We start from the raw sequence: 19,563 nt of genomic DNA on the forward strand, positions 1-19,563 counted from the left end.
AGGGCACAGCACTGGCATATACGGTGGCAAGTTCTATTGTTCCTCATAGGACTTATCATACCATGCATGTTCTGGCTCGGTCCGTTGAGACTATCCGTTTATAGGATCGCCCTGCTCATCACCATATTACCATGTCTATACATATGGGTGACCGGGAGGGCTGGCCGGATCCTCATGGCCGATATTGCTCTCTTGCTGTTCTGGCTATGGGGTACTCTGAGCCTCGCGATACATCACGGGCTTGCTGCCGCTCTCCAGTCCGGCGGGATCACATTTATCGAGACGATGGGAGCCTACCTGCTCGCGCGTTGTTATATTCGGACGGCCGATGATTTTCGAAGCGTCGTCAAATTTCTGTTCTGGATCGTGATATTTCTGCTTCCGTTCGGAATCCTTGAAGCCACAACTGGTCGGAAGCCTCTCATAGAGTTTTTCCAGTTGGTGGTTGATACGGTCCCGATCAACACGGATCCGCCCAGAATGGGTTTAACGCGTGTTCAAGGTCCGTTCGAGCATCCTATCCTGTTCGGCGTTTGTTGCGGCAGCATCTTCGCGATGGCCTACCTTGTCCTCGGTTATCAGAAGACCTTTTTTCAACGCGGCATCAGAGCGCTTCCGGTCCTCTTTGCTGCGTTCCTGGCTCTCTCTTCGGGGCCCTTAAGTGCGGTAGCAATCCAAGGGATGTTATTGTCATGGGATCGGTTGCTGAAGGGCATCCAGGCGCGATGGAAGATACTCTGGGCGTCGTTTGGGACAATCTACGTATTCTTGTCGCTGGCGTCGAATAGATCCGTCTATGCCCTTGCCGTTGGCCATGCTCCCTTGTTTGATCAGCAAACCGCTTATTACCGCCTCCTGATCTGGAAGTATGGTTCGGCTTCGGTTCTAAAGCACCCGCTTTTTGGAATCGGATATAATGAATATGAGCGCGAATCGTGGATGGTTTCCAGCATAGACATGTTCTGGATCATCCATTCTGTAATGTTTGGACTCCCTGCTGGCTTAATGCTCTTCCTGGCTTTTGGTTCTCTCATATATGCCGTGAGCCTTAAGAAAGGACTGGACCAACGGACAACGGAATACCGTACGGCCTATCTGATCTGCATGGCCGGCTTCTTTATCGCTGGCTGGGCCGTGCATTTCTGGAACGCAACCTATGTCTGGTTCGTGTTCCTTCTCGGGAGCGGGAGTTGGATTCTCGAGGCAAGAAGCGAGGGTAGCGTCACAACAAGCGCGCGAAAGCAATCCCGCCGCTCACCAGGCGGTGAGAGCGTTTATACACGTAAGAAAGTCGTGTCGATCAAGCGCGACTTGTAGGTCGGCACGACCGAAAAACCGCTTTCGGCCAGTACTCGATTGGTCGGGACGTGGAAAACACATTACGTGGAGTGTGTCCGGTTTCATGAGTGACCCGGCGTTGGGCGAGGATATCCGCCAAGCCAGTCTGCTCTCGAGTCCCATACCGCCTGCCATTTTTCGGCATCAGCAGCGAAGCGCTTCGGCACGAGCCGAGCGAGCACTTTGCTGGCGATACGGCGATTGGCACACCACAGCCACATCATGAGCATTCCCCATGGCACAGAAGGAGATGACCAATGGCGCCGGATCAGCGTCGTGCGCGCCTTCGCGATAAGGATCGTCCGGCTTGCCCGTCCAGAACTCGACGCCCCGACAAGATGCACGATCGTTGCATGTGGCGTAATCATGGGTGTGAATCCCAATGCTCTGGCTCTCAGGCAGAGATCTGCCTCCTCACCATACATCCAGTAGCTCGTATCGAGCCCATCGAGCCTATCCCACAATGTCTTTTGTATTAAGAGAAAGCACCCAACAACGATATCGACTTGTCGGATCTGATCGCGTTGGAAGGATCCCATCGCCTCCAGGTCGAACAGGTTGCTCCCTTTGAAGACAGTGGATAGGCCGACTGCCTGGCAGAAGGAACTCCACGGGGTTATACGTCCCCAACATGATGCGATATTCAGGCGTCCATCGGCGAAGACCGTGCGTCCCCCATAGATGCCCGCGGTCGGATGGTCTTCTCCAAATTCAACGATGTTGTCGATGGCGCCGTTAAGAATGATCGTGTCAGGATTTAACAGGAGCAACCATCTGCCCCGAGCTTGCTCCGCCGCAAGATTGTTCGCTCGGGCAAAGCCTAGGTTCTCAGTTGCGCGAATGAGTCTCACAGTTGGAAACATGTCGGCAATAGCGTCAGCCGAGCCGTCGCTCGAGGCGTTGTCGACAACGATAAGTTCAAAAACCGTTCTTTTCGTTTGATCAAAGACAGATTTTAGGGCCGCAAGAGTAATGTCCTTTGTGTTATAGCTGACGACAATTATCGTCAGGTCCGGTGTCGCAAGAGATGGGTTTGATGCTCGCGTTGCGGAATTCGATTCTTTCACCGGCATCAATTCCTCCGTCACCAAGTGGGCATTACAAGCTATAGTCCTGATATTGGCTAAATTTATACCATGCTTGCTGTGCAAGAACGTGGGCCTTATGGTTTCGCAGAATACCTCAAAAGATGTGCGATCGGCCGCATCTTCAATTCCCTCGCTAGAGGTATATATTAACGAGGGCGACGGTAGCTGGCCGCTGGAATACGTCTGGCTAGAAGCTCTTCCTCGGCAGCTTGGGCTGTACTGGAAATGGCCGTAGCTCCATTGCCGCTTGGGCGATGCCGCCTTGAGAGGGCCTTCGTCTGGGTGGGCACACAGACTATCCAAAATATTCAGTGAACTACAGTGCGCCTTGAGGCCATACTTGAAGTCCAGGTTCTGACATCCGGACGTTTCTTCGCTATCGCTTAAGGTCTCAGGGGGCAGGGAAAGTGAGTTCAGTAAATCATTCTGCCGCACATATTACACGGCGTGTCCGGCAAATCCGACAAATATGGAGTTCTCAAGGACCGCGCGCCGTTGGAGATCGCGCCAGATTGTTCTTAGCGGAACGGATCAGGCCAAACACGATACCACTGCCTGTTCGGCCCGCTGACGTCCTTGCAGCAGACCTGTCGCGCCGGCCGGATGTTCAGCTGCCGAGAGCGGAACCCGGGGAGCCGATAATTCTCAACTGGGTCATGACGCCACCTGCTCGGGGATCTGGAGGACATACGACCATATTCAGAATTCTAAATTACCTGGAGAGGAACGGTTACGCGAACCGGGTCTATTTTTATGATCCTTACGAAGCGGACCATGAATATTACGAACAAATTGTTCGAACCTATTACGGTTTCAATGGCCCAGTTGAGAGCGTGAAGAATCCTATGAAGGATGCTCATGGTGTGATAGCCACAAGTTGGCCAACCGCATATGCGGTATTCAACTCAACCTGCGCAGGAAAGCGGTTCTATTTCGTTCAGGATTTTGAGCCTTTCTTTCACCCTGTCAGCGCCGCCAGTATTCTGGCGGAAAATACTTATCATATGGGCTTCCATGCCATTACGGCGGGCCGTTGGCTGGCCGAGAAGCTTGGAAAAGAGTATGGCCTCACGGCAGACTACTTCGAATTCGGTTGCGACAGTTCTTGCTACATGCTGCAGCCGGAGAACAAGCGGAGTGGAATCGTCTATTACGCTCGCCGCGAGGCTCGCCGCGGTTTAGAGCTTGGCATCATGGCGCTTGAATTGTTTGCGAAGCGCCGGCCGGACATCGAGATCCATGTTTATGGCGATAAGATTGGTGCGCTGCCATTCAATATAATCGATCATGGGTGGGTTACGCCCAGCCAACTGAACGGGATTTATAACCGTTGCTTTGCGGGTTTGAGTTTATCTCTGACGAACGTGTCTCTCGTGCCTCATGAAATGTTGGCTGCCGGTTGCATTCCGGTGGTCAATGACGCTGAACACAATCGCATGGTGCTTAGCAACCCGTTTGTGCACTATGCCCGGCCGACGCCTCAAGAGCTTGCGACTGAACTTGAAGCCCTTGTGAAGCATCCAGATTTCGAGGCCCTGGCTCGCGCGGCTGCAGCCAGTGTGCGATCCGCGACCTGGGAAGGGGCTGGCGCTCGTGTCGACACCGCCTTGAGGAATGCCATTCAGTCTCAAAGCATGCCGAACAATTTGAGGATTGTCCCGATGGAGGTGAGCAGGGTGAAGCTGCCGGAGGCAGGTTAGACAGGATTCACCCAGACCATTCTGCTCACGGATGATTCTCTGGGTGATTGTTCCGGGAGCTTGATCCATTGAGCTGCCGTCGCGCGTGGCTCGGAGACATTCCCGTCCACCGCTGGAATGCATGTACAAATGAGCTTGCCTCTGCGTAGCCGAGCAGCCAAGTGATTTGAGAAATCGAGAGCTCCTTGTTACGAAGATAGCTTCTCGCAAGCACGGCCCGAAGTTCGTCGAGAATGCTGCTAAATGTCAGGCCTTCCTCGGCCAGGCGTCTTGAGAGGGTCCGAGGACTCATGCCGAGATCATTGGCAATGCTCACAATGCTGACATTTCCATGGGGCAGGCGTGGAGTTATGGCATTCTCGACACGTGTTCTGAGTGGGTTCTGGTTCGACTGACGCTGCGCAATAACCTTGTCGTAGTCCTCCACCAGGAACCTGTTAAGGAAAGGGTCAGCCGTGATGAGAGGTAAATCAGCTGTTTGAAGATCGAATGAGATTCGATCCGCTGGAGCTCCGAAGTTCAGGGCGCATGCAAAATAGCGCTCCATTTCGGAGAGGTCGCCTTCATGACGATGGACGAAACCTACATAAGCTGGCGTTAGCCCGCGGTTTGTGAAGAAGCGGCTTTTTCGAAGAGTGCAGGTTATCCAGAACTCCATTTCGTGGCGATCGAGATGGCGCTGAACACCGATATATTCAAAATCAATCGTGAAGACACTGGTCTTCTGATATGAGATCCGCAATCCTTCATTGACGATGGAGCTATAGTGCGCTTCGCGCGAGATTGCGTCACCCAGTTTTTCCGATGACGCCATGACGTAGTAAAACGGGCCAAGTTCGCGCAGGTCGAACTCCTGGGCGATATGAAAACCGAGGAGGTTATCCTTGATTGCCTCCGCCACCATATTGAGAAACAGAATCTGGCTTCGAACGCTAACGCGAACGTGGTTCTCACTTAGGAGGTTCGATGGCAGGCCAGCTTCTTTCAGCAGGGAGGTGACATCCTCGCCGGCTTGCATGGCACGCTCCGCCGCAAGTCGTGAGAGCACTCCAACGGCCGTTGGGAGCGCTGCGAGCCCCTTCCTTAGTGGCTGAAGTGAGTTTCTCTGGGGCATCTGTCTGATCTACCGCAGAGCTTCAATATCCGTTCACTTGAATATGCAGGCAAGGCCTTGTCGTAAACCGTTGTTAGCTATTCCGGACGACCCTAAGTGGAGACCGCATGAGGCACTTCCGTATCGAGCATTCACGCAAAGACCGGCATGCTTCGACTCGTGCGATGATTGAGGGTGGCACTTCGATCAACCGTAGCGTCGGTCTTGGATGCGCCTTCAGACCAGCCGCATGAGCCAGGGGCGGATTGCAGCGGGCAGGAACTCAGGAGGGTAAAGCGTGAGAAGAGTGCGGAGAGAATAGAAGCCCGTGAAGAGCAGAGCCGCGACTCCTATGCCGATTGCAGGCAAGGATGGAAGATACAATAAGCTGCAGAATACAACCCCTACCGTAGGCAAGAAAACTGCCGCGACTTTCATGTTCGCAGCCGACCACCGGAAGCCACTAAGCCGACGGACGACGATATAGCTCAGAATGCTATGCCAGACGTAAAGGATGAAAAAAGCGACACCTGCTCCGTCAATCCCAAACGAGATGACAAGAAGCCAAGCGGCTCCAACATGGACGAGAGTTGCCAGAACTTCGGTCCAAAAGAATATCTGCTGCGCTCCCTTTGCCAGGACGATGAAGCCCATCGGCCAGGCGATAACCCTCAGGACCATGCCGAGGCATATCCACCGGAGAAGGCCGATCGCGGCGTGAAAGTCGGAGGAATAGAATAGGGACACTACAATTGGTGCAAAGGTGAGTGTCGCGATAACGCCCGGGCCAGCGAGCAGGATGCTGACCTGAGCCTGCTCATTGACAAGGCGGTTGCATTCCGCGTTGTCCTGAGCCGACGCAGTGAGCCGTGGGTAGAAGTCTGCACCCATGGCCTGCAGAATGAAGCCGGCGTAAAGCCCTCCGAGCGTCCACGCAGCCTGATAGAGGCCAGCCGCGGAAACGCCGGCATTGGAGAGCACGATAATCCGAATTGCATATGCCGCCCCAAGGGTGAGGAAGCCGCTCGCCATGAACGCAAAGCCTAATTTGAGCAGCTTCGTGGATTCCGGCCACATTTGTTTTAAGGAGAGCGGATGCGTCGCTATCTGGATCTTCCGGCTGTACCACCACGAGGTGAGAATTGAAGCTGCCGCCATGGCTATCAGCGATGGCACGATGCCCTTTTCGCCAAACACGTAAATCAGAGGAATGCTGACCGCTGTGCTGAAAGCGGCTGCTAGAATGCTCATCCGGGCGAGGTCCGAGATTCGTCTCATGCCCTGGATCAGGGCCGCTTGGCCTGCCGATATGGACTTGAAGAATACGACGACGGCGAGCAACGCGACGCTAATAGCATGGTGGTCACTACCGAAAGTGAACTCTGAAATCGGTTGTGCGAATAACGCAAGGGCGAAGGCCCCGCAAAGCCCCAGAAGAAGAGAAATTCTGCGAAGGACGATAGTCGTTGTAGCAATTCTTTCCGCATCTTCCGTCCCGGCGGCCTCTGCAATCTGACGGACGCCGCTGCTCTGAATCCCCAGGCCTGCAACGCTTTGTGTGAGGTCGGCAATAGACGTATACAAGCCCATAAGGCCAACCCCCGATGGGCCAAGAATCATCGCAAGTGCTTTGTTTCTGATAATTCCGAAAGCAATGTTGATGACAGACGATCCGCCGATCTGAACTGTCGACTTAAGGATTTGAACATAAGTGTGCTTTTCTCGGCGATCGTCCTTAGTGAGCATATGTTCAACCGTTTGGAATGGAATCGGCTCTCACGTTCTAGCGGAAGGAAAAATGATCATCATTTATGGCCTCGCTAGACATCCGAAATTTTGCGTTTAGTAAGCCTACCGGCAATTCAGACCGGCGGCCGCATGAACCGAAGCTTCCCAGTAAGCAGGGCGCTATTGTGTCAATCCGCTCACCGTTGAGTTCGTCGGGCGCTTTCCAGCGGGTTCGCTGAGCGCAACCTTCACAACATCATTCGGCTTCAGCGGAGTCTGCTCCGAGGCGGATATTTCTTCGGCCTTTCCCTCGGACTGTCTTACAATTGTAAAGGTGAGGTTGGGTTCGACCGTATTCTCACGTTTGCTCTCACTGATCGGCGACGTGCCACTGACAACAAGAACTTTCTTTACGACGTCTTCCTTGATTTTCAGTCGCTCAAGATTGGCCTGAGCCTCCTGTAGTTCGACAGAGACGCTCGTCTGGTGCTTGTCTTTAAGGCTGAGGGCATTCCGAGTAGCTTCGCTTAAATTCTGCCGAGCGCGCATGGCAGCCGTGATCTCGTCGAGCCGATTGGACTGCAGATTCGATACAGCGAGTTCAAGCTCCGATCGTCTTGAGACTGTCGCAATGCCTCGCTCAACCAGCGACCTGACGCCGGCGAGCTCATCGCTTACAAGCTTGATACGGCTATCGAGTGTTTCGGTCTTCTTCTCCAGAATGTCGATTTCCGACGTGAACAGCTTTCTCAGCTCATCAAGGCTTTCGAGCTGGCGGCTAAGCTCGTTTCTGCGGGCGTTGAAAACAATCCGCTCCTGCGCCATGACTTCCGCGACTGTCGGATCCCCGGCCCGTGAAGTAAGATCGGCCGGGAAGCTGATGTCTTTAGCGCTGCTACTCTCTGCTTCCAGGCGGGAGATTCTGGCCAGGGTCCGAAGAATATCTTCCCGGAAGCTCTGCAGATCGCCCAGCATTCCGATCTGCCCTTTATCACCGTCCTGTGTCGCGGCTCGATAGCGCCCGCCGCTAAGGGCCAAGGCTTGGAGGACAGTCATGCCAGGCCGAAATTTGTATTCTCCCGGAGTGGTGACGCTCCCGACAATATAGATCGGTGGGTACTCCAGAATCTCTATTGTTGTATTCGGAGCGCTGATTAACCCAGTCTTATCCTTGAGTTGATCGGAGATTTTGGCAGCGAGTTCCACATTGTCCATCGTTCCAGTGGAAATGGTGCCGACCAAAGGCAACGATAGCGTGCCTGTAGAGGACACAGTAAATTCCCCGCCGATGGCGCCCCACGGCTGATACTCACCCTTCGACGGGACCCATTGCACAACGGAGACACGTAGTTTTGTTTGAGGGGCAATGGGGTAGGTGTCGGCATGTGACGCAAGGGGCCACGCGGCAAGAAGCCCAAAGGCGATGGCCGCGAGCAGTGGTGCGCGGGAAGATTGCATGGATACGCGGGCCCCTGACATGTTGAATTCCCTGCCATTGGGATGCTCGATAGCGTTTGAGCCGGACCGATTGTTGGCAAGTGAGCCCGCGACGTCAACGTTGTAGACGGCATGTAATACTTACGAGCCAAACCGTTAACTAGACTTCTCGCGACGCAAGAGTGTAAATTTAAGGCGTACGGCGAGAGGAAGTATAGGCTCTCTCTTAGCGTGAGGCTCATGAACTGCTCCTTTCGTCATCCCAAGAAATACGTAAAACGGACAGGAACTGGTGTGCGGCGCGCGCACTAATTCTTCCCAGATGAAGCGAGTGACCGCACGATGGGCAATATCGACGTCCGCTTTTATCTCTCGCTCTTTTTTCGGCGAATTCACTACTTCTTGGCGATAGTGGCGTTGGTTTCGACGGCGGGGGTTACGGTCGCTTATCTTCTTCCTCCCACCTATCGCGCAAACGCAAGAATCCTCGTGGAGTCCCCGCAGATTCCCACGGACCTGGCGCGCTCAACCGTGTCTGCTGAGATCCTGAAGCAGCTTCAGATTGTCGAGCTAAGACTGATGACGAGGGCCAATCTGCTGGCGCTAGCAGAACGGCTTAACCTCTACCGAAACCTGCCTGAGGCCTCGGAAGATGACATAGTTGACGACATGCGTTCGCGGATGAGCGTGGATCAGATGCAATTCGACGTCCCGCGCGGCAGGGATGCCGCTCTCGCCTTCACGGTATCGTACAAGGCGTCTCAGGGAGAGCTCGCGGCCAACATCGTAAACGAGTTCGTGAAACTTCTTATCCAAAAGAACACGGAGCTCCGCACTGAGCAGGCGAGCGAAACACTGCAGTTTTTTCAGCACGAAACGGACAGGCTGAGTGCGAAACTTGTACAGATTGAAGGGGAGATCTCTAGTTTCAAAAAGGACAACAGGGATGCGTTGCCAGAGGGGCTCAGCTTCCATTACAGCCAGCAACTTAATCTTCAGGACCGCTTGATGCAGCTTGGGCGTGAGGAGGCCTCGCTCCGCGATGGACGCTTACGGTTACTGCAGATGTACAACAGTACTGGACGGGTTGGGAGCGCCGTCAAGGGCGTCGAGGAGGTTACGCTCGACCAACTGCGCAAAGTGCTAATCGAACAGCGCACGATCTACTCAGATAGCAGTCCTGGCATTGTGGCTCTTCAAAAGCAGATTGCGGCACTTGAAAAAGCTGCGGCCGCAAAAAAGACGAGCGATGCCAAGTCTGGAGAGTCCGAAGAAAAACCCCTCCCTGCAGAGCTGAGCATGCAGCTTGCCGATATTGATCGCAGGCTGGAATTGATTGTCGATGACAAGGCTACAATCGAGCGAAACCTGTCGTCGATCAACAGGGCAATTGCCGCAACACCAGCCAACGAGGCGGTCTTAAACTCCTTGGAGCGTCAATATCAAAATATTCAGACGCAGTACAATGTTGCCGTATCAAGACTGGCAGACGCTTCCACGGGGGATCGAATCGAGCAGAGGTCCAAGGGTGAAAGACTTTCAGTCTTGGATTGGGCGCTGCCGCCGCAGCACCCCATCGGCCCCAAGCGTCTTGTTATCGCGGCCGGCAGCATCGTCGCCTCCATCATGCTTGGATTCGGTTTGATCCTGGCACTGGAGTTCCTGAACAAGACGATCCGTCGGCCCAGTGAATTGGTCGAAACACTGGAGATCGAACCGCTTGAGACCATTCCTTATATCCCCGTAAGGGGGCAGCCACCTTCTGGCGGTTTGAGACTAATTCCAACGGCATTCCGTCGTGCATCGGGGATGTAGGGGCTCATGATGGAGCGAATTCAATCTACATTAGAGAAACTGGAACGAGAGATCGCCTTGGTAGCGTATCGGGATAATGGAATGCCTCCTTTGCCGCCCTCGCAGGCGAGTGATCCCGTGTGGAAGAAGCTGCCTCAAGTGAGATTGGATCGGAAGCATACTGCACAGAGCCGGATTGTCACAATTGACCGCTTCGATGCAGCCAGCTTCAGATTTGACATACTCCGGACCAAGGTTCTGAAAGTCTTGCGTCAGAACAACTGGACCTCGGTTGCAATCACTTCCCCGACGCCGGGGTGTGGAAAGACCGTTCTTGCCGTCAACCTAGCTTTTAGTTTCGCCAACTTAAAGGATTGCAGGACCGTCCTTGTGGATCTCGATCTCAGGCGGCCTCAAGTCGGCAATGTCCTTGGCCTGGAGAAGAAGCACTCCATGGAACGGTTCCTGAGAGGCGACAGCTCCATCGAAGAATCCTTCACGCGGTGCGGCGAGAATATTGCTGTAGGTACGAATGAATATCCCGCATCCTGCGCCGCCGAGCTGTTGCAGGATCCTCGGACGGCTCCGGCCATAAGGAGTTTGAAAGAGAAGCTGAAGCCCGATGTTATGATCTTTGATCTACCGCCGATGCTGATCAATGACGACGTGCTGGCTTTCTTGCCGAATGTGGACTGCGTCATTCTGGTCGCCGCCGCCGAGACAAGCACCTTTAGTGAGGTGGATGCCTGCGAGCGGAATTTGGCTCGTGAGTCACAGGTCCTTGGGGTGGTTTTGAATAAATGCAGATATAGCCCCGAGCGGTACGGCTATTAGATCCTGCACGCTAACGAACGTGAGCATAGCTACGCTTTAAAAGGCCAGGCTTTCGCCAGGGGCTGCCTGACAATTGTGAAGCTCTTTCTACGCCCGAGATCTGTCTCGCTTGAATGCTGTACAAGAAGACGAAGCTCAAAGAGAAGCTGGGCGCAGGAGTCTCCTCCTGCGCCCAGCCCTTTGTCGGTTTTCGACTTACAGATAGAAGTCCGAAGCCGCCAGCTTCAGGTTAAGTCCGTGGAGGTCCACCTGGAACTTGAAGCCATCGGTGATGCCGTACAGATGGGTCACGTTGGCAGCCTTGTCCTCAACGGCCCAGATGTGGCCACTCTTTCCACCCTTGGCGTAACCGTCGAAGATGAAGGCCTGATCGCCGCTCCTGGAAGTGTTGGCGTCGATCTTGCGGAAGTCGAGCTTGTCGACGCCATGGACGAAGTCCATGACCTTGTCGCCGTTCGCGCTGTACTTGTCGCTGAACTCGAACACATCACGACCATTCCCGCCGATCAGGGTATCGGCTCCACCCCAGCCATTGAGCGTGTCGTTGCCATCGCCACCGTTGAGGATGTTCGATCCACCATAACCGGTGATGACGTTGTTCAGGCTGTTGCCCGTGCCGTTGATCGCACCCATGCCCGTAAGCTGCAGGTTCTCGACATTGCTGGGCAGTGTGTAGGTGATCGAGCTCTCGACGAGATCGGTGCCCTGACCGGCGAGCTCGATGACCTGATCTCCGGTGTGGTTAACCGTATAGGTATCGTTGCCGGCGAGTCCCTTCAGGATATCTCCGCCCGTCGTACCCTTCAGCGTGTCATGGCCGGAGGTTCCCGTGACAGTATGGTCCGGGTCGGGCGTGGGAGTGGGTTCAGGCGTCGGAGTGGGCTCGGGGGTGGGAGTCGGGGCGGGCGAGGAACCGGCGTATGAATCCGGTGCGGTCTCGGGCGGCAGACCCTTGTCCACATTGGTGTTGTTGGTCATGGTCGGCAGGCGGCCCTGGCTGTCGGCGGTGATCTTCTCGTAGCCGTAATAGCCCTTGACCACATAATTGTCCGACCAGGTCACGTTGGTGATCGGCGACTTGGTGTAGGTGCCCATGTTGTAGACCGGGAAATTGCCCGGCGACGACAGGTAGTTGTGATGGATCGAGACGTTGTCGACCGGACCGAAGGTGTTGGCCACGAAGATCGCCGAAACGCCGATCGGGCTGCCGTCGTTGATGATCGTGTTGTGCGCGATCTCGATGTTCTTCATGGTGCCGACATCACCGAAGATCTGGATGCCGTCGAAATGCTCGTCGGGGCCGCCGCGGAAATCGTGGATGTAGTTGCCGATGATCTTGGAGCCGACCGCACCCTCGAGGTTGATGCCGTTGACGACGCCGCGGATGTCGTTGCCGAGGAACGTGCCGGCGCCGCCGATGCCGGTGCCCGAGCCACCCTGGCCGTCGATGTCGCAGTTCTGCACCACGGCACCTTGGATGCCCTTGTCGATGCGCACCACGTAGAAGTCCTTAGTGGTGATCTTGCAGTTCTTGAGCGTGACGTTATCGGCCTTGATGTAAACCTGGCCACGGATGTCGAGACCCTCGAGCACCGTGCCGGGCTTGGTCACCACGATCCCGCCCGACGGCAGAAGCTTCACCCCGTCCGGAACCCCAGTCGTCGCTGATGTCGGAAATGCCATGATAAATCCTTCTCTAGGTTAAATAAAAAGGTGGATTGTTGAGACGGGCCAAAAGGGGAGCTCTCCGGCCGACATGCAAAGTCAGCCAGGTGATTGGTCGGCCCGACCAATGAGGTTACTCAGGCAGCAAGGTATCGGCGCAGATGTCGCGAGCGCATGCTCCACGGGAACCGAGCCGCAGCTATGAGGCCGTGGATTGCACGCACGTTCGGCATTTGCCAGAGCGCAATAGCGCCTTGGCTCTGCAGTCCCGAGGGACGACTACCGACTACTTGATGACTGAGATGCGAACGGCAGCGGAACTGAACGCACACGAGCTTCCGGCCGTCTCCAGCACTGGGAGAGGTACAGATACGACGTACCCATGTTGCCCAAGGCTTGGATACCTGTCGCTATCTCTCGGAGGTGAAAATGAGTGATTGCATGTGGCCCCTTTGTTTTTTCATACTTAAGCAAGCAGGATCCAGAGACGCCGCCTCTGCTCCAGCGTGCGCCGCACTTCTGGATACACTTAGTCGTTTTCTGTATGCTGATAGAGTGTCGATATATTCTCGAAGGGTCCCTATCTATACATGTAGTACACTTGAAACTGATACGCTCAAGTGCATGGCTCTGAACTACACATTAGGGCTAAGATCAGTCTTGTGATTATGCGCCACTTGCTTGGCAAAATGTGCCAGCTTGGCAAAAAGGCTGAATAAAATGCTCAGAATCATCAATATTGGCCATACTGTGGCACAGTTTAGGCGGAAATCAGCGCTACGTATTCTTGGTAGACGTAGGGGCGCCCCTATATTGGATGCGACAAGGGCGAAGGCGGTTAGTAACAATCATATGTAACATGGCATATATAGGAGAGAATTAGTTAAACAGCCTATGCAAATAGACAGGTCTCGCATTTGTCGAAGGGTCACTGGAAACATATCAGTTCCAATGGAAACCAGAATTGCGCCTGCTGTGGCTTGGACTAGCTCCTTGTGCACTGAAACGGCAATGTGAATTCATTCTGAATGCGTATGAATAGAGTTTTACACTTGGCTGCTATTGTTGCGTTTGCGACTTTCCTTCTGTGTTCGTCGGGCGCTCGAAAAGCGGCGCAATCGAGATATGTGTTGCGAGTCAGTTATTGATTGACGCGCGAGCCGGCTCCTCGACATCGCCTACGATCTTTGCCGGGCATCCCCAGGCTTTCTTGCCGGCAGGAATGTTGGCGTCAACATAGGACATGGCGCCGATGACCGCGCCTTTACCAATATGAACCCCCCGCCTAATAATACTGTTCGGCCCAATATATACGCCGTCTCCAACGGAGGTCGGTGAGTATTCTACAGGCTCTTGTCCTAAAGTGACGCTGCGCCTGACCGTGTCATGGGTATAAATCTGTACCCCTGCTGAAATCGAGCAGTGGCTTCCGATCGTGAGCCTACCTGAACCATCAAGAATAACATTCGGGCCAATCCAGGTGTATGGCCCCACTTCGACCTCACCCAGGATCAGGACGTTGTCATAGCAAGAGGAATTCTCTCCAAACCCATACTCGCGGGCATTCTCCCAGCGATCGGTTATCAGGTCTCCGAAGGAGACACGCCTTTTGAATTTTTCGAGCTTTTCCAATTGCAGAAGTTTCTGCAGTTCTCTCAAGTCCTCAAGCATTGCTGCCCCTTTCCATGATGGATCGCTAAGGCTTTCAGTACGCGCCGCCCGAGTTTCGTCCCAGGTTCAGTACAATTCAAGCCTTGGATGTCGCTTCCACAAATAGCAGTAAGAATAGCGAGGGAATTTAAAAGCAAGGGCAATATTCTATAAAGTTGACGGCCCTCAGCCGTGAGCTACGTCGCAAGTAGTACAACTCATGCCCAGGGTTATGCGCGTGCCGTAGCGCGATAGCTTATGAAACAGAGAGCTGCTTTCGGTTGGGGCAAATGCCTACGGTCAACGTCAAAACGAATGGTCGAATTCACATCACGCATCCTGATCTCGTCAATCTTTATGGGTGCACGATCGGCGACGGAACACGGATTGGGCCGTTTGTCGAAATCCAGAAGAACAGCTTCATTGGTGAAAGGTGCAAGATTTCCTCGCATTCCTTCATCTGCGAGGGCGTCACCATCGAAGATGAGGTCATGATCGCCCATGGCGTCATGTTTACGAACGATCTCTATCCCAGAGCCGTAAATGCAGATGGCGCATTGATGACCGAGCAGGACTGGGAAATGACCCCGACTTTGGTTCGGCGTGGTGCATCCATCGGATCCAACGCTACGATCTTATGCGGCATCGTGATCGGCCGAGGGGCCACTGTCGGTTGCGGAGCTGTGGTGACCCGCGATGTCCCGGATTTCGCAATCGTTGCAGGAGTTCCGGCACGCGTAATCGGCGATAGCCGCAGTCGAACCCGCATCCCTATTCGCGGCGGGGCTGAGAATATCACGCAGAGCATTCAACGGGGGCCGGCATGATCGGGATTGGCGTTATCGGGTACGGGTATTGGGGGCCTAACCTTGCACGGTGCGTGTCGGAGGTTGAGAGTTCAGAACTTGTCTCGATTGCAGATTTCTCTCCCGCCGCGCGCAAGCGCGCTGCATCGCGCTATCCTTCCGCTCGTATCGAGGGGGAATGGCAGACGCTCGTTAGCGATCCAGAGGTCGACGCGGTCATCGTTGCGACACCAACTCGCTGGCACTTCGAGATTGCTCTTGCGGCCCTTCGTGCGGGTAAGCATGTGCTCATCGAAAAGCCGATGGCCTCCTCATCCTGGGAAGCTGCCATCCTGATCGAAGAGGCTGAGAGACGTGGCCTTACACTCATGGTCGATCACACCTTCGTCTACACAGGCGCTGTCCAGAAGATCCGCAGCCTGATTTCAGACGGTGCTGTCGGAGACGTTTACTATTACGACTCGACTCGTATCAATCTCGGCCTCTTCCAGTCGGATGTGAATGTCATTTGGGATCTGGCGGTCCATGATCTCGCAATTCTCGATTTTGTCATGGACGCCCGTCCTTTGGCCGTTTCGGCAACGGGGGCAGGGCATATTCTCGGCAGTCCGGAGAACATGGCCCATATCACGCTTTACCTCGAAGGTGGGGCGACCGCGCATCTCAACGTGAACTGGCTTGCGCCCGTGAAGATCAGGCGAACGCTGATCGGCGGAAGTCAGCGTATGATCGTTTATGACGATGTTGAGCCGAGCGAGAAGGTCAAGGTCTATGATCGCGGCGTCTCCATCTCAGAAGAGCAGAGCGGGGCAAGCAGTACGGACGAAATTCACCGTATGCTTTTGAATTATCGCATGGGTGATGTGTGGGTGCCGCAGCTCTCCGTGAGAGAGGCGCTCCTCACAGAAATAGAGCATTTCACAGCCTGCATCGAAAATCGGCAGAGACCGATCACCAACGGCTCGAGCGGGCATCGTGTCGTCACACTCCTGGAAAGTGCAACGCAATCGCTCAAGAAGCGCGGCCATCCCGTGGAATTGGCCGAAATGAAGGAAGCGTCATGATCCCTTTTCTTGATCTCAAGGCTCAATATGAGACCATACGGGATCCCCTCGAGCAGGCTGTTCTCGATGCGCTCAGGAGTTGCGACTACGTCCTGGGCAGCCCGGTACAGAGATTTGAGACCGCATTTGCGGAGTACTGCGGAAGCCAGGAAGCCATTTCCGTCAGTAGCGGGACATCTGCCCTTCACCTGGCTCTCCTGGCGGCCGGGGTTCGTCCCGGCGACGAAGTCGTTACCGTGCCGATGACATTCGTCGCAACTGTTGCGGCCATTCTCTATGCGGGTGCCAAGCCCGTTCTCGTGGACGTGGACCCAGAAACGTTCACAATGGATGCGCAAGCATTCGAAGATGCCATTACGCCTCGGACACGGGCTGTCCTGCCTGTTCACCTCCATGGTCGCCTGGCCAACATGGCAGATATCTGTGACATCGCTCACAGACATGGAATTGTTGTGATCGAGGATGCCGCGCAAGCCCATGGTGCGGAGCGAGACGGAAAGAGGGCAGGTACCTTTGGGCTGATGGGATGCTTCAGCTTCTACCCTGGAAAGAATCTTGGCGCATGTGGGGAAGGCGGCGCGGTGGTTACAGATGACCCCGATATCGCCGCAACGCTCCGCTGCCTCCGGGATTGGGGGCAAAAGGGGAAGTACAATCATGTCCTTCACGGATACAATTATCGGCTGGACACAATTCAGGCCGCAGCCCTCGATGTGAAGCTCCGGTTTTTGCCTTCCTGGACGGAAAGTCGCCGGAGGATCGCAGCTCTCTATGATGAACTCCTGGACGAGACGGGCATTCAATATCCTGGGTCTGCCGGTCGCGATCACGTCTATCACGTATACGCTATACAGATTGCGGAGCGCGACCACGTAAAGACGCGGCTCGCCGATGCTGGTGTTTCAACGGGGATTCACTATCCGCTTCCAGTTCATCGACAGCCGGCGTATTCCAGCCTTGCCTCAGGCCTTGGATCATTCCCGGTCTCGGAGCGCCTTGCCAAGAACTTTCTGTCGCTCCCGATTTTCCCAGAGATGACTGAGACGCAAGTCCACGACGTCGTGGATGCACTGGCCAGAGTTGCTGAGACACGACATGTCGAGGCCGTTTGACAGCTGCCCAGCAGCGACGAAGGTCAAACTATCTGCTCATACCGGAGACGAGCATGACTTCCACGCATAGTGTTTTAGCGGGCAAACGTATTCTTGTGACAGGAGGGGCGGGATTTGTTGGGTCGCACATCGTCGACTTGCTGGTCGATGCTGGATGTCAGGACATCGTCGTCATTGACAACATGATCCGAGGGCGGCCCGAAAATCTGGATGATGCTATGGCCAGCGGCCGAGTGCGGCTGATCAATGGCGATATCCGTGACCGGAACCTGATGAACGAAGCCATCGCAGGAGTGGATACGGTATTCCATCAGGCTGCCATGCGCATCACCCATTGTGCAGCGGAGCCCCGCATGGCGATGGAGGTCATGGTAGATGCGACATACGATCTGCTGGAGCTTTGCGTTCGCGAGAAGGCCCGAAAGGTCGTCATGGCCTCGTCGGCTTCCGTATATGGAATGGCCGATGAGTTTCCGACGACGGAGCGACAAAACCCATATGGCAACCGCACTTTATATGGCGCCGCCAAAGCTTTTGGAGAGGGGTTGCTCCGTTCGTTCAACGATATGTATGGCCTTGATTACGTCGCTCTTCGTTATTTCAATGTCTTCGGTCCACGAATGGACATTCATGGCCGCTACACCGAGGTGATGATCCGCTGGATGGAGCGCATCGACGCAGGTTTGCCTCCCATCATTTTCGGCGACGGGTTGCAGACCATGGATCTGATCCATGTCAGGGACGTCGCTCGGGCCAATATCCTGGCTGCAATCTCTCCGGCAACGGATGTGGCTCTCAATGTTGGAAGCGGCCAAGAGACTTCTCTTCTCGATCTTGCCCGCTGTCTGGCACGTGTTATGGGGCGTCCAAGCTTGGTGCCTGTTCATGAAGCCGAGCGTGCCGTCAATCCCGTTCCACGGCGGCTAAGCGATCCACAGGCAGCACAACGCCTCATTGGATTCAGCGCGCAGCTTGATGCCGAGGCAGGCTTGGCGGAGCTCGTTGAATGGTGGCGAGGCCAGCAGGTTCAGCAGGAAGAGAGGGGTGTTGCCTAATGATCCCGATCATGACCCCCTTTATCGGAGAGGCAGAAGCCCAGGCCGCCTCGGCCGTCGTTCTATCAGGTTGGTTGTCCCAAGGGTCCGAGGTTGCGGCCTTTGAAAGAGAGTTCGCTGCAGCAGTCGGGTCCGACCATGCTTGTGCCGTGTCAAACTGCACAGTGGCGCTTCATCTCGCACTTTTGGCAGTAGGCGTCGGTCCAGGGGATGAGGTAATCCTTGCAAGCCACACCTTCATCGCCTGTGCGAATGTCGTTCTCCAGTGCGGTGCTGTGCCGGTATTCGTCGATATCGACCCAAATACTTTCAATATGAAGCCCGAACTCGTGGCGGCCGCAATTACGGAGCGCACCAAAGCCATCATGTGCATTCACCAAATGGGAATGCCGTGCGATATGGAAGCGATCATGCCGCTTGCCCGTGCCCATGGGGTCGCAGTGGTGGAGGACGCGGCTTGCGCCATCGGTTCTGAGATCCGCATGAACGGACAGTGGGAGCGGATCGGCCGCCCTATCGGGGATATCGCCTGCTTCTCCCTTCATCCCCGCAAGCTCCTGACAGTGGGGGACGGCGGCATGATGACGACGAGCAATGTCGAATACGACCGATTCGCTCGCCTCTTACGCCAGCACGGTATGAGCGTGTCAGACTCTGTTCGACATAACAGTCGTACTGTTATTCTGGAGGAGTATCCCGTTCCCGGCTACAATTATCGGCTAACCGATGTTCAGGCTGCTATCGGCCGCGTTCAGCTCACACGGCTTGACGAGATCGTGGCCCGTAGACGGCGGCTCGCTCAAACTTATCGGGAAATGCTAGCCGATATCCCGGGTGTAAGAGCTCCGTCTGAGCCGGAATGGGCAAAAACCAACTGGCAAAGCTATTGCGTCCGTCTGCCTGAAGGCGCCGATCAGCGCGAAGTCATGCAGAAGATGCTCGATCGCGGGGTCGCGACTCGACGCGGCATCATGTGCGCTCACCTGGAACGCGCATATGCACATCATGAATTGCGCCTTCCACTGCCTGAATCCGAGCGTGCTCACAGGGGCTGTATCCTTCTTCCCCTGTTCCATCAGATGACGGAGGATATGCAGGAGCAGGTTGTGTCTTCGCTCAAGGCGGCGCTTGTCAAACAGCCGGCTCTGGTCTGATGGAAGGCGCTTAGCTCGTTTGGACGCTGGAATTTCCTCTAGACA

At 54.9% G+C, this 19,563-nt stretch carries 15 protein-coding genes; 9 read left to right on the top strand and 6 right to left on the bottom strand.

What is annotated here, in order from left to right; translation table 11 throughout:
• The first annotated feature begins 174 nt into the window (after window positions 1-174).
• Window positions 175-1,317, top strand: a complete 1,143-nt coding sequence (locus C4E04_RS20750; RefSeq protein ID WP_162559242.1) for an O-antigen ligase — start codon at window positions 175-177, stop codon at window positions 1,315-1,317.
• Between the two features lie 83 nt (window positions 1,318-1,400).
• Here C4E04_RS20750 and C4E04_RS02380 read toward each other — a convergent pair whose 3' ends face one another.
• Window positions 1,401-2,411 (bottom strand): glycosyltransferase family 2 protein, encoded by a 1,011-nt coding sequence (locus tag C4E04_RS02380; RefSeq protein ID WP_109594609.1) that lies wholly within the window; start codon window positions 2,409-2,411, stop codon window positions 1,401-1,403.
• Window positions 2,412-3,271: 860 nt separating this feature from the next.
• Here C4E04_RS02380 and C4E04_RS02385 point away from each other — a divergent pair.
• Window positions 3,272-4,126, top strand: coding sequence for a hypothetical protein (locus tag C4E04_RS02385; protein ID WP_210204594.1), 855 nt, complete (start codon window positions 3,272-3,274; stop codon window positions 4,124-4,126).
• Window positions 4,127-4,151: 25 nt separating this feature from the next.
• Here the strand turns inward: C4E04_RS02385 and C4E04_RS02390 are convergent, their stop codons facing one another.
• The 3 genes from C4E04_RS02390 to C4E04_RS02400 all read right to left on the bottom strand — a co-directional run bounded on the left by C4E04_RS02390 (window position 4,152) and on the right by C4E04_RS02400 (window position 8,405).
• A complete protein-coding gene (locus C4E04_RS02390; protein WP_162559243.1) occupies window positions 4,152-5,144 on the bottom strand; it encodes an AraC family transcriptional regulator in 993 nt (330 codons plus the stop codon).
• A 312-nt stretch (window positions 5,145-5,456) separates the two neighbouring features.
• Window positions 5,457-6,965 carry an O-antigen translocase gene (locus C4E04_RS02395; RefSeq protein WP_109594613.1) on the bottom strand — a complete coding sequence of 503 codons (1,509 nt, stop codon included), beginning with the start codon at window positions 6,963-6,965 and terminating at the stop codon, window positions 5,457-5,459.
• A 162-nt stretch (window positions 6,966-7,127) separates the two neighbouring features.
• Window positions 7,128-8,405, bottom strand: a complete 1,278-nt coding sequence (locus tag C4E04_RS02400; RefSeq protein WP_162559244.1) for a polysaccharide biosynthesis/export family protein — start codon at window positions 8,403-8,405, stop codon at window positions 7,128-7,130.
• Window positions 8,406-8,726: 321 nt separating this feature from the next.
• Between C4E04_RS02400 and C4E04_RS02405 the strand changes: the two genes are divergently transcribed.
• Together C4E04_RS02405 and C4E04_RS02410 are read left to right on the top strand one after the other, a co-directional pair.
• On the top strand, window positions 8,727-10,199 hold the full coding sequence (locus C4E04_RS02405) for a Wzz/FepE/Etk N-terminal domain-containing protein (RefSeq protein WP_109594617.1): 1,473 nt from the start codon (window positions 8,727-8,729) through the stop codon (window positions 10,197-10,199).
• Between the two features lie 6 nt (window positions 10,200-10,205).
• Window positions 10,206-11,012, top strand: coding sequence for a CpsD/CapB family tyrosine-protein kinase (locus C4E04_RS02410; protein WP_245416207.1), 807 nt, complete (start codon window positions 10,206-10,208; stop codon window positions 11,010-11,012).
• A 195-nt stretch (window positions 11,013-11,207) separates the two neighbouring features.
• Here the strand turns inward: C4E04_RS02410 and C4E04_RS21595 are convergent, their stop codons facing one another.
• The gene (locus C4E04_RS21595; protein ID WP_109594619.1) at window positions 11,208-12,695 is read right to left on the bottom strand and encodes a M10 family metallopeptidase C-terminal domain-containing protein; all 1,488 of its coding nucleotides are present in this window, start codon (window positions 12,693-12,695) and stop codon (window positions 11,208-11,210) included.
• A gap of 1,119 nt (window positions 12,696-13,814) precedes the next feature.
• The gene (locus C4E04_RS02420) at window positions 13,815-14,348 is read right to left on the bottom strand and encodes a DapH/DapD/GlmU-related protein (protein WP_109594621.1); all 534 of its coding nucleotides are present in this window, start codon (window positions 14,346-14,348) and stop codon (window positions 13,815-13,817) included.
• Window positions 14,349-14,617: 269 nt separating this feature from the next.
• Here C4E04_RS02420 and C4E04_RS02425 point away from each other — a divergent pair, with 269 nt between their 5' ends.
• From C4E04_RS02425 to C4E04_RS02445, 5 genes are read left to right on the top strand one after another with little or no spacing between them, the layout of a single operon-like run.
• A complete protein-coding gene (locus C4E04_RS02425; protein ID WP_109594623.1) occupies window positions 14,618-15,154 on the top strand; it encodes an acyltransferase in 537 nt (178 codons plus the stop codon).
• The gene (locus C4E04_RS02430) at window positions 15,151-16,197 is read left to right on the top strand and encodes a Gfo/Idh/MocA family protein (RefSeq protein WP_109594626.1); all 1,047 of its coding nucleotides are present in this window, start codon (window positions 15,151-15,153) and stop codon (window positions 16,195-16,197) included. The genes C4E04_RS02425 and C4E04_RS02430 overlap by 4 nt, the downstream gene beginning before the upstream one ends.
• Window positions 16,194-17,309 carry a DegT/DnrJ/EryC1/StrS aminotransferase family protein gene (locus C4E04_RS02435; RefSeq protein ID WP_109594628.1) on the top strand — a complete coding sequence of 372 codons (1,116 nt, stop codon included), beginning with the start codon at window positions 16,194-16,196 and terminating at the stop codon, window positions 17,307-17,309. The genes C4E04_RS02430 and C4E04_RS02435 overlap by 4 nt, the downstream gene beginning before the upstream one ends.
• Window positions 17,310-17,362: 53 nt before the next feature.
• The gene (locus tag C4E04_RS02440; protein ID WP_109594630.1) at window positions 17,363-18,364 is read left to right on the top strand and encodes an NAD-dependent epimerase/dehydratase family protein; all 1,002 of its coding nucleotides are present in this window, start codon (window positions 17,363-17,365) and stop codon (window positions 18,362-18,364) included.
• On the top strand, window positions 18,364-19,518 hold the full coding sequence (locus C4E04_RS02445) for a DegT/DnrJ/EryC1/StrS aminotransferase family protein (RefSeq protein ID WP_109594632.1): 1,155 nt from the start codon (window positions 18,364-18,366) through the stop codon (window positions 19,516-19,518). Before C4E04_RS02440 ends, C4E04_RS02445 begins: the two co-directional genes overlap by 1 nt.
• Window positions 19,519-19,563: the final 45 nt, after the last annotated feature.

Origin of the sequence: Microvirga sp. 17 mud 1-3, assembly GCF_003151255.1 — a bacterium.
Classification (GTDB): domain Bacteria; phylum Pseudomonadota; class Alphaproteobacteria; order Rhizobiales; family Beijerinckiaceae; genus Microvirga.